The sequence below is a fragment of the Acidocella sp. MX-AZ02 genome (assembly GCF_000306035.1).
GTDB classification, from domain to species: domain Bacteria; phylum Pseudomonadota; class Alphaproteobacteria; order Acetobacterales; family Acetobacteraceae; genus Acidocella; species Acidocella facilis.
Genome location: NZ_JH976210.1, coordinates 146,896 through 155,404 on the forward strand (window position 1 = coordinate 146,896; position 8,509 = coordinate 155,404).

The 8,509-nt window shown below is 67.5% G+C and carries 7 protein-coding genes; 4 read left to right on the forward strand and 3 right to left on the reverse strand.

Annotated features, from left to right (window positions below):
• Window positions 1–204 precede the first annotated feature (204 nt).
• Window positions 205–1,179 carry an AraC family transcriptional regulator gene (locus tag MXAZACID_RS15375; RefSeq protein ID WP_039885570.1) on the reverse strand — a complete coding sequence of 325 codons (975 nt, stop codon included), beginning with the start codon at window positions 1,177–1,179 and terminating at the stop codon, window positions 205–207.
• Window positions 1,180–1,441: 262 nt separating this feature from the next.
• Between MXAZACID_RS15375 and MXAZACID_RS15380 the strand changes: the two genes are divergently transcribed.
• Both MXAZACID_RS15380 and MXAZACID_RS15385 read left to right on the forward strand, forming a co-directional pair.
• A complete protein-coding gene (locus tag MXAZACID_RS15380) occupies window positions 1,442–2,938 on the forward strand; it encodes an APC family permease (RefSeq protein ID WP_008495414.1) in 1,497 nt (498 codons plus the stop codon).
• Window positions 2,938–4,563: an amidohydrolase gene (locus MXAZACID_RS15385; RefSeq protein WP_008495415.1), complete on the forward strand. Its 1,626-nt coding sequence runs from the start codon at window positions 2,938–2,940 to the stop codon at window positions 4,561–4,563. The genes MXAZACID_RS15380 and MXAZACID_RS15385 overlap by 1 nt, the downstream gene beginning before the upstream one ends.
• 127 nt (window positions 4,564–4,690) lie before the next feature.
• Here the strand turns inward: MXAZACID_RS15385 and MXAZACID_RS15390 are convergent, their stop codons facing one another.
• Together MXAZACID_RS15390 and MXAZACID_RS15395 are read right to left on the reverse strand one after the other, a co-directional pair.
• Window positions 4,691–6,055, reverse strand: coding sequence for a HAMP domain-containing sensor histidine kinase (locus tag MXAZACID_RS15390; RefSeq protein WP_008495417.1), 1,365 nt, complete (start codon window positions 6,053–6,055; stop codon window positions 4,691–4,693).
• Window positions 6,045–6,719: a response regulator transcription factor gene (locus tag MXAZACID_RS15395; protein WP_008495418.1), complete on the reverse strand. Its 675-nt coding sequence runs from the start codon at window positions 6,717–6,719 to the stop codon at window positions 6,045–6,047. The genes MXAZACID_RS15390 and MXAZACID_RS15395 overlap by 11 nt, the downstream gene beginning before the upstream one ends.
• A gap of 121 nt (window positions 6,720–6,840) precedes the next feature.
• Between MXAZACID_RS15395 and MXAZACID_RS15400 the strand changes: the two genes are divergently transcribed.
• Both MXAZACID_RS15400 and MXAZACID_RS19465 read left to right on the forward strand, forming a co-directional pair.
• Window positions 6,841–8,184 (forward strand): TolC family protein, encoded by a 1,344-nt coding sequence (locus tag MXAZACID_RS15400; protein ID WP_144052831.1) that lies wholly within the window; start codon window positions 6,841–6,843, stop codon window positions 8,182–8,184.
• The coding region (locus MXAZACID_RS19465) for a hypothetical protein (protein WP_008495420.1) at window positions 8,181–8,509 on the forward strand (329 nt) is incomplete at its 3' end. The genes MXAZACID_RS15400 and MXAZACID_RS19465, both read left to right, overlap by 4 nt.

Below are 8,509 nucleotides of genomic sequence, written 5' to 3' on the forward strand. Positions count from 1 at the left end.
CAAGATTTTTGAAATTCTCTGACGGAGGAAGGCGTTTTCAGCAACGCATGAAGGCGTTGCGGCGGCGCACCGAAACGCGATCAACAGCCGGCCTCAACGCATGAGGTCGGCGCCATGATCGACCGATATTGGTCCAATCTGCTCCGCTTCATCGCGGCGTCGGCGCTGCTGCCCGGATAGGCTGCCCGTTTCCAGAGGCGGACCTTACAGCCCGGGCTGCGCGGCCTGGCGCATGGCGCGGGGCGATTTGCCGGTCCAGCCGCGGCAGGCGCGCGAGAAGCCGGAAAGTTCGCTATAGCCGAGCCGCGCGGCGATCTGCTTCATCGGCAAGCCGGGATTATCCAGCATGGTTTCGGCGATGCCGCGCCGCTCCTCCTCCAGCAACAGGCGGAAATTCAGCCGCTCATCCTGCAGCCGCCTTTGCAGCGTGCGCACGGAAAATCCCAGCTCCAGGGCAACATCCTGCAGCGTCACCGGCCCGCGCCCGAGCAAATGCCGGATCGTCTCGCGCAGGCTCTCGCCCAGGCTGCAAGGCTGGCTTTCGCGCGCCAGCAAATCCTCCAGATGCCGCAACACCACCGGCCGCAAGGAAGGGGTGGCCAGCGGGTTGGCGCGGGTGACGTCGGCGGCGGCGATGATGATACGGCTCTCCGAGAGGCCGAAATGCACCGGCGCGCGGAAAATCTGCCGCAAGGCCGCCTCCCGCCCCTGGCCGGCATGGGCGAATTGCACCTCCAGCGGGCTCCAGTTGCGCGACAGAAAACCACGGATGAAGCTGATCGCGCTGGCGGTGGTCATTTCGGTATCCTGGCAGCGCATCGGCACGGCGGGGTCGTGAATTCTGTAGCTCAGCACGCACAGCCCGTCGCGCTGTTCCACCCGCATCTGCGTATGGCTCTGGATCAGCGGCGCGAATTTCGGAAAATGGGCGAAAACATCCGCGAGGCTGGAACTGGCGCTGAACAGCGCGCCAAATGGCCCGGCCTGCTCCGCCTTATAGGTCATCCCGATCCGCGCCCCCAGGCAAGGATCACCAATCAGCGCCGCCGCCTGCTCGATCAATAAGGAGGGGGTTTCCAGCTTGATCCAACGATAAGGGTCGCTGATCATGGCAGGGTCAATGCCATATCGCGCGAGCAGCGCCCGGCGCAATTCCGGCGGCACCTGAGGGTGTTCCATGAAAGGTTGCAAGGTGATCGCGCGGATCCGCGATTCGGCTGGTTTTGGTGCGGACAATTTATCATTCCTTCCTGCGGTAAACCGCGGATGGTGTTTTCTCCCGGTCCTTCGTCTTATCCCCCCGGCGCGCAAACGCAATATGGAGGCTGGGGAGGCTGGCGTGTTTTGACAAGTTTTTGGCGCGGCCTCCCGCTCCCCCCGGCGCCAGGCGGCGTTAGGCTTGGCCTCTGATCCGTGGAAACATAACAATGAGGCGGGGTTCATGAGTGAAATAATCGAGCAGGTCGAGCCGGGGGCTCCCTCCATCCTGATTGCAACATCCGATGCCGGGCTGAAGCGCGGCGCCATCGGCCTGGCGGAAGCCTTCGCCTCGACCTTGGCGAATATCGCGCCCGCGGAGGCGATTTTCTCGCTGATTGGGCTGATCGCCGCCTTCATGGGCAGCTTCACGCCCTGGACCTTCCTCATCACCGGCTTCGCCATCGCCGCCACCGGCTGGAATCTCTCGGAATTCGCCGTGCGGGTGCCGAGTGCCGGCAGCTTCATCGGCTTCATCTATCATGGCGGCAACGCCATCCGCCCCGGCTATGGCCGCTTCACCAGCGCCATGACCTTCTATCTCGGCATTCTCGGCGGGCCGATCACCCTGGCCTCGGTCTCGGTATTTCTGGGCTCCTGGGTGCAGACGGCGCTGGGTTTGCCGAACATCTGGTGGCTGATCATCGCCCTGGCGGGGATCGTCCTCAGCGTGCCGGTCTTGCTGCGCGGCATCGCCGCCTCAACCCATGTCGCCTTCGTGCTGTTCCTGGTCGAGGCGGTGGGGCTGGTGCTGTTTTCCATCGTCGTGCTGGCGCAGTCCGGTCCGGCCCTGGCCGCGCCATTGCATCCGGCGGGGGGCATGCCGGGCGGGTTCGCCGGGCTCAACGGCATCGTCTTCACCGCCGCCTTGTTCAGCTATGTCGGCTGGGAGAATTCCGGCAGCCTGGGCGAGGAGCTGCGCCATCCGCGCCGCAACGTGCCGATCGCGGTGATCGGCTCCATCGCCATGATCGGCGTGCTGTATATTCTGGTCACCTGGGCGGCGGTGTCCGGCTATGCCGCCTGGCATGGGGCCGGCCCCGGCATGACCCGCCTTGCCGACCCCACCAATGCGGCGCCCTTCATTGAGCTCACCGACCATTACATGCCCTGGTTCCATTGGGTGATGGTGTTCATCGGCCTGACCAGCGCCATCGGCTCCTATATCGCGGCGGTGACGGCGGTTTCCCGCTGGACCTATGCCGCCGCGCGTGGCGGCTTGCTGCCAGCCCCCTTCGCGCGGGTGAGCGCCATCTCCCGCGTCCCCGTGATGTCGGTTTTGATCTGGAACCTGCTGATCGGCTTTTTCGTGATCGCCGCCTATTTCCTGTTCAACGGCGATGCGGTCACCGGCACCGGCTATCTGGCCGGCATCGGCGCCGCGCCGATCACGGTTGGTTATTTCCTGATGGCCTTGCTCTGCCCCGTGTTCATCTGGCGGACGGACCGGACGCGGTTTGGGCTGTTCCGGCATGTCCTGCCGGCCCTGATCGGCGTCGTCACCATCGGCAACGGGCTCTACCAGGCGGTCTCGCCCTATCAACCGCCGCCGGCCAACCGGTTCTGGATTTATATCGGCGGCATTTTCGTGCTCGCGCTCGCCGCCACAATCTACAAATTAGCCACGCGGGGAACTGCGATCGACCGGCTTGGCTATGTCGTCCCGGAGGATGAAGCGTAATGACCAGCTTCGCGGATATCATAATTCGTAATAGCCACATATTGCGCCCCGATGGGCTGGGCTGGCGCGAGGATGCGGATTGCCTGGCGCTGGCCGGCGGCAAGATTTGCGCGCTCGGGCGGGCGGCGGAGATGGCGGCCTGGCGCGGCCCGGGGACCGAGACGATCGATCTGGCCGGCGGCTATCTGACCCCCGGCCTGGTCGATGGCCATGCCCACCCGATCCAGGGGCATGATCTGCAGATCGGGCTGGATCTGGCCGAGGTGCGCGATATGGGGCAGCTGCGCGCCGCCCTGGCGCAAGCCGCTTCCGCCCTGCCGCCGGATGCCTGGCTGCAGGGCCACGGGCTGGACCCCTCGCTGCTGGCGCAAGCCGGCCATCCGGCGGACGAGCTGGAGGCGGCGGCCGGCGGCCGGCCGGTGTTTCTGCTGTTCTTCGATTATCATGGCGCCATGGTCAGCCGCGCGGCGCTGGCCCGGGCCGGCATCACCGGGCCGCGCGGCTTTGCCAGCGGGGCGGATATTCTCTGCGATGCGGCGGGCCGCCCCACCGGCACCTTGCTGGAGACGGAGGCGGTGGAGCTGGTCCGCGCCGTGCTGCCGCGCCTGGAGCAGGCGGCACGCCTGGCCTCGATGCGCGCCTTGTTCGAGCGGATGGCCGCCGCCGGCCTGACCGGCATGCATGTGATGGACGCCAATGGCGACAGCCTGGATTGTTTTGCCGCACTGGAGGCGCAAGCCAAGCTGCCCTTGCGCTTTCATATTCTGCCCTGGGTGAATCCCGGCGCCACGCGCGCGGAGCTGGAGGCGGTTCTGGCCTTGCAGAGCCGCGCCGGCCGGCTCTGGCGGGTCTGCGGGGCGAAATTCTTCATCGACGGCACCATCGATGCCGGCACCGCCTGGCTGCATGAGCCGGACACGCAGGGCGGCTCCACCGGGCCGCATTGGCCCTCCCCGGAGGCTTATAGCGAGGCGGTGCGGTTTTTCGGCGAGCGGGGGGTGCATACCGCCACCCATGCGATCGGCGACAAGGCGGTGCGGCATGTGCTGGATACGCTGGCCAGCCTGCCGCCCCCGATCCGCGCGGCGGCGCGCCACCGGGTGGAGCATATCGAAACCCTGCCGGATGAGGATATCGGCCGGTTCGCTTCGTTGCAGGTGTTGCCCTCGATGCAGCCTTCCCACGCGGTGCGCTATGCCAGCGCTGATCTGAGCGATCCGTGGTCGCAGCGTCTGGGGCCGGTGCGCGCGGCGCGCGGATGGCGCACCGCCGACATCGCCGCGACCGGTGTGCCCCTGGTGCTCGGCTCTGATTGGCCGATCGCCCCCTATGATGCGCGTGAGATCCTGGCCTGCGCGGTGGCGCGCCGCCTGCCGGGGCGGGCGCTGGCGCCGGTGGGCGCGGAGCAAACCCTCTCGCGCGCCGCGGCGCTGGCCGGTTTGACCCGCCATACCGCCTATGTGGTGCAGGAGGAGACCAGGCTGGGCGCGGTGCTGCCGGGCTATGACGCGGATCTGACCGGATTTTCGGTCGATCCGCTCAATGCCGGTGTCGATGAGCTGGGGACGGCGCCGTTTCGGCTGACATTGAGCGACGGCCAGGTGACGCATCGCCTGGCTGAATGACATAATCGAAAAAATTTTCGGTGCCGCCTCTTAAAAAGCGGTGAGGAGACATGGGGGCTTTTTGTAAAAAGCCCCCATACCCCCAAAAACTTTTATAAATTTTTCAACCTGTTGGCTTGAAACGTCTTTAAGCGCCGGGAAGGCTCAGCTTCACCCTCACGCCCCCGGCATCCGATGCCCCGACCATCATCGTGCCGCCATGCAACGCCACCACCGCATTGACCAGAGGCAGGCCGAGGCCATAGCCGCCGGCTTGCCGGGTCGGGTCGAGCTGGACGAAGCGCAGCATCACCCGCTCGCGTTGCGCGGCCGGGATGCCCTGGCCATCATCGCTGAGGGTGATGTCGATCCGCCCGTCGCGGCGCTGTGCCGAGAGCCGCGCCGTCTTCGCGCCGGCGGCATGGATCAGGATATTGTCGAGAAGATTGGCGATGGCCTGGTTGATCAGATCGCGGTCGCCGAGCAGCTGCAGCCCCGGCTCGATCTGTGCCTCCAGCGCCAGCCCGCCATCCGCCATGGCGGGCTCATAGCTTTCGACGAGCGTTTCCAGCAAAGACGTCAGCGCCAGCGTTTGAAACCGCGCCCGCCGCGCCCCGGCTTCGATTTCCGCCAGGCGCAGCAAGGCCGAGAAAATCGCCAGCGCCTGGTCGAGCTGGGCGATCGCCTCATCGCACACGGCGCGGAAGCGCTCATCCTGCATCTGCGCGCGCGAAAGTTCGAGATGCTCGCGCAGCCGCGCCAGAGGCGAGCGCAGATCATGGCTGATATCGTTGGTGACCTGGCGCAGATTTTCCATCAGCTGCTGGATGCGCGCCAACGCCTGGTTCACCTCCCTGGCCAGCCGGTCGAATTCATCCTCATGCCGGCTCAGCGCGATGCGCTGGGTGAGATCGCCGGCGACGATATCGTGCAGGGTGCGGGTGAAGCCATCGAGCCGGCGGGTGGTGGCCCGGCCGATCAGCAGGCTGATGATCAGCCCCAGCGCCATGATGGTGCCGAACACGCCGAGGAAGGAGCGGGCGATCAGGCTTTTCAGCGTCATCAGCGCGCTGGCGTCGGCGGCGATGAACAGGCGCTCGCCATGCGGCAGGTTCAGCACGGTGCCGCGGATCGCCAGAACATGCGGCGGCAGGCCGAGATCCGGCGCGCCGCGCAGCGTCTTCGGCCCGGTCCAGTGTGCCGCCACTTCGGGGGCGGGGCGGAAATTGCCGGCCAGCCAGGTGCCGTCCGGCGCCAGCGCGGCATAAAGCAGGCCGCTGCCCTCGGCCAGCGTGGCGCGGACATTCCAGGCCACGCCGAGCTGATTGGCGGCGATGTCGGCAGAGATGTCGGCTTGCGCGGCGGCGACGCGCGCATCGATCTGGTCGCGCCAGCTGGATTCGGTGGCGTGGTGGACGATGGCGAACACCAGCAGCGCCCCGGCCAGGCAGACCAGCACCACGCCCCAGGCGAGCCTGATCCCCGGAACCCGCCAGACCCGGTTAAGCCACATCCAGCCTGTACCCGGCGCCGCGATAGGTATGGATCAAAGGCGGCGAGAATCCCTGGTCGATCTTGCCGCGCAGCCGGCTGATCTGCGCCTCGACGATGCTGGTCTGCGGGGTGAAGTGAAAGCCCCAGACATCCTCCAGCAGCATGGTTTTGGTGACCACCTGGCCGCGATGCCGGAACAGATATTCCAGCACCTCATATTCGCGCGGCTTCAGCGTGATCCGCTGCCCGGCCCGCCAGACGCTGCGGGTGGTGCGCTCCAGCTCCAGATCCGCGATTTGCAGCCTTGTGGCGGGGGCAGGGGCGCGGGCGCGGCGGGCCAGCGCGCCGAGGCGGGCGGACAGCTCCGGCAGGGCGTAGGGTTTGACCATATAGTCATCGCCGCCGGCGCGCAGCCCCTCCAGCCGGTCATCCAGCCCGCCAAGGGCGGTGAGAAACAAAGCCGGGGTGTGGATGCCGGCCCCGCGCAGCGTCTGCAGCAGGGCCAGCCCGTCCAGCCCGGGGAGCATGCGGTCGATGATCAGCACATCGAAACTGCCGGCGGCGGCGGCGAGCAGTCCGGCCCGGCCATCGGCGGCCAGTTCGATCTCGTGGCCCTCCGGCGCCAGCCCGGCGCGCAGATTGGCCGCCGCCTGGGCGTCATCCTCGATCAGCAGGAGTTTCATGCCGCCCAGCCTGCCGCGCGCGGGGCTGGCTGGCAATTCGGCCGGGGGCCAAGGCAAAAATTAAATTCCTGCATAGTTGGCGATAGACGGCGGACAAATTGACATGGTTATGAGCGCGGTCATGAAGCCCCGTTTGCTGAACTATCTGTGCCTGCCGCTCGCTTTGGGCCTGTCCCAGTGCGCCAGCTATCATGCCGCCCCGCTGCCCGCCGCGCCGGACCTGCGGGCCGGGGTGAGCGGGCTGCGGACCCGCCTGCCGGATGGCACGGCGCTGGATGTGAGCGGGGCGCTCAGCCCGCAAACCCTGGCCAAGCTGGCGGTGCTGAACGACCCGGATCTGGTCGCCGCCCGGGCCCAGCGCGGGATCAGCGAGGCCAATCTGCTGGCCGCCGGGACGCCGCCTGATCCCAGCATCACTGGCGGGTTCGCGGCCCTGCTCAGCGGGCCAGGCAGCATGCCGGCGCTGACCGGCGCCTTCACCCAGGATCTCGGCGCGCTGATCACCGGCCCGGCCGACCGGGCGGCCGCCCGCGCCGGGCTGAAACAGACGAATGAGGATATTCTCTGGCAGGAATGGCAGGTGGCGGCGAAGGCGGAGCAGCTGGCGGTGACGCTGGCGGGCGACCGTGAGACGCTGGCCAGCCTGCGCCAGGACGATGCGCTGCTGAGCCGGATCAACAGCGAGACGCAAACCCAGATCACCGCCGGCAACCTCACCAGCAATGAGGGGGTGACGGCGCTGAGCGCGCTGGCGAGTGTGCAATCCAGCGAAAACACCACCGCCCAGGCGGCGCAGCAGGATGAGGTGGCGCTGGATGCGCTGCTGGGGCTGCAGCCGCATACGCCGGTTGCCATCGCCGCCCCCGCCATCGTCGCCCCGTCTCCGGCGGCGGTGCAGGCGGCACTGGCCAGCCTGGCGCAGCGCCGGCCGGATCTGCTGGCCTTGCGCTATGGCTATGAACAGGCGGACCAGAAATTGCGCGCCGCCATTCTCAGCCAGTTCCTGCCGCTCAGCCTGGGCGGGGCGGGCGGGCGCGATACCTCCAATGTCTGGAGCTTCGGGCCGCAATTCACCCTGACCTTGCCGCTGTTCAACCGCAACCGTCCGGCGATCAAGGCGGCGGAGGCGTCAAGGGCGGCGCTGCGGGCGCAATATCAGAGCGCGCTGGACAATGCCGCCGGGGCCGCCGCCGCGCTGCCGGCCCAGATCGCGCTGCTGCAGAGCGAGCTGCGGACCGCGCAAACCCAGGCGGCGCAGGCCCGGGCGATGGCGGATTCGGCACAGTCCCTCTACCAGGCCGGGCAGCTGGCCGGGCCGGTGTTCGCCAATCTCGCCGCTGTGGCCGGGGAACGGCAGCGCAGCGCCATCGCGTTGCGCGCCCAGTTGCAAACCGCTGAACTCTCTTTGGCCACGCTGCTCGGCTTTGGCCTGACGCAGCCGCTTACGGAACATCCCGCATCATGAAACCGATCTATCTGATTGCCGCCGTCATCCTCGTTGCCGGGCTCGGGGCCTGGTATGCTCTGAGCCCCGCCGCGCCGGCGGATAATACCCCCACCCCGGTCGCCACGGTGAGCACGGTTGCGGTTCGCAGCCAGAGCCTGCCGCGCCTGATCGACGCGCCGGGCAGCATCATCGCCGGCACGGCGGAGCAGAGCCTGGCGCTGAAGGCGGCCGGGGTGCTGGTGAGCTATCAGGTGGTGCCGAATGAGGCGGTGCAGCAAGGCCAGGGGCTGGCCCAGCTGGGGCCGGACCTGGTCGAGGCCGCCAATCTGGCCAAGGCGCAGGA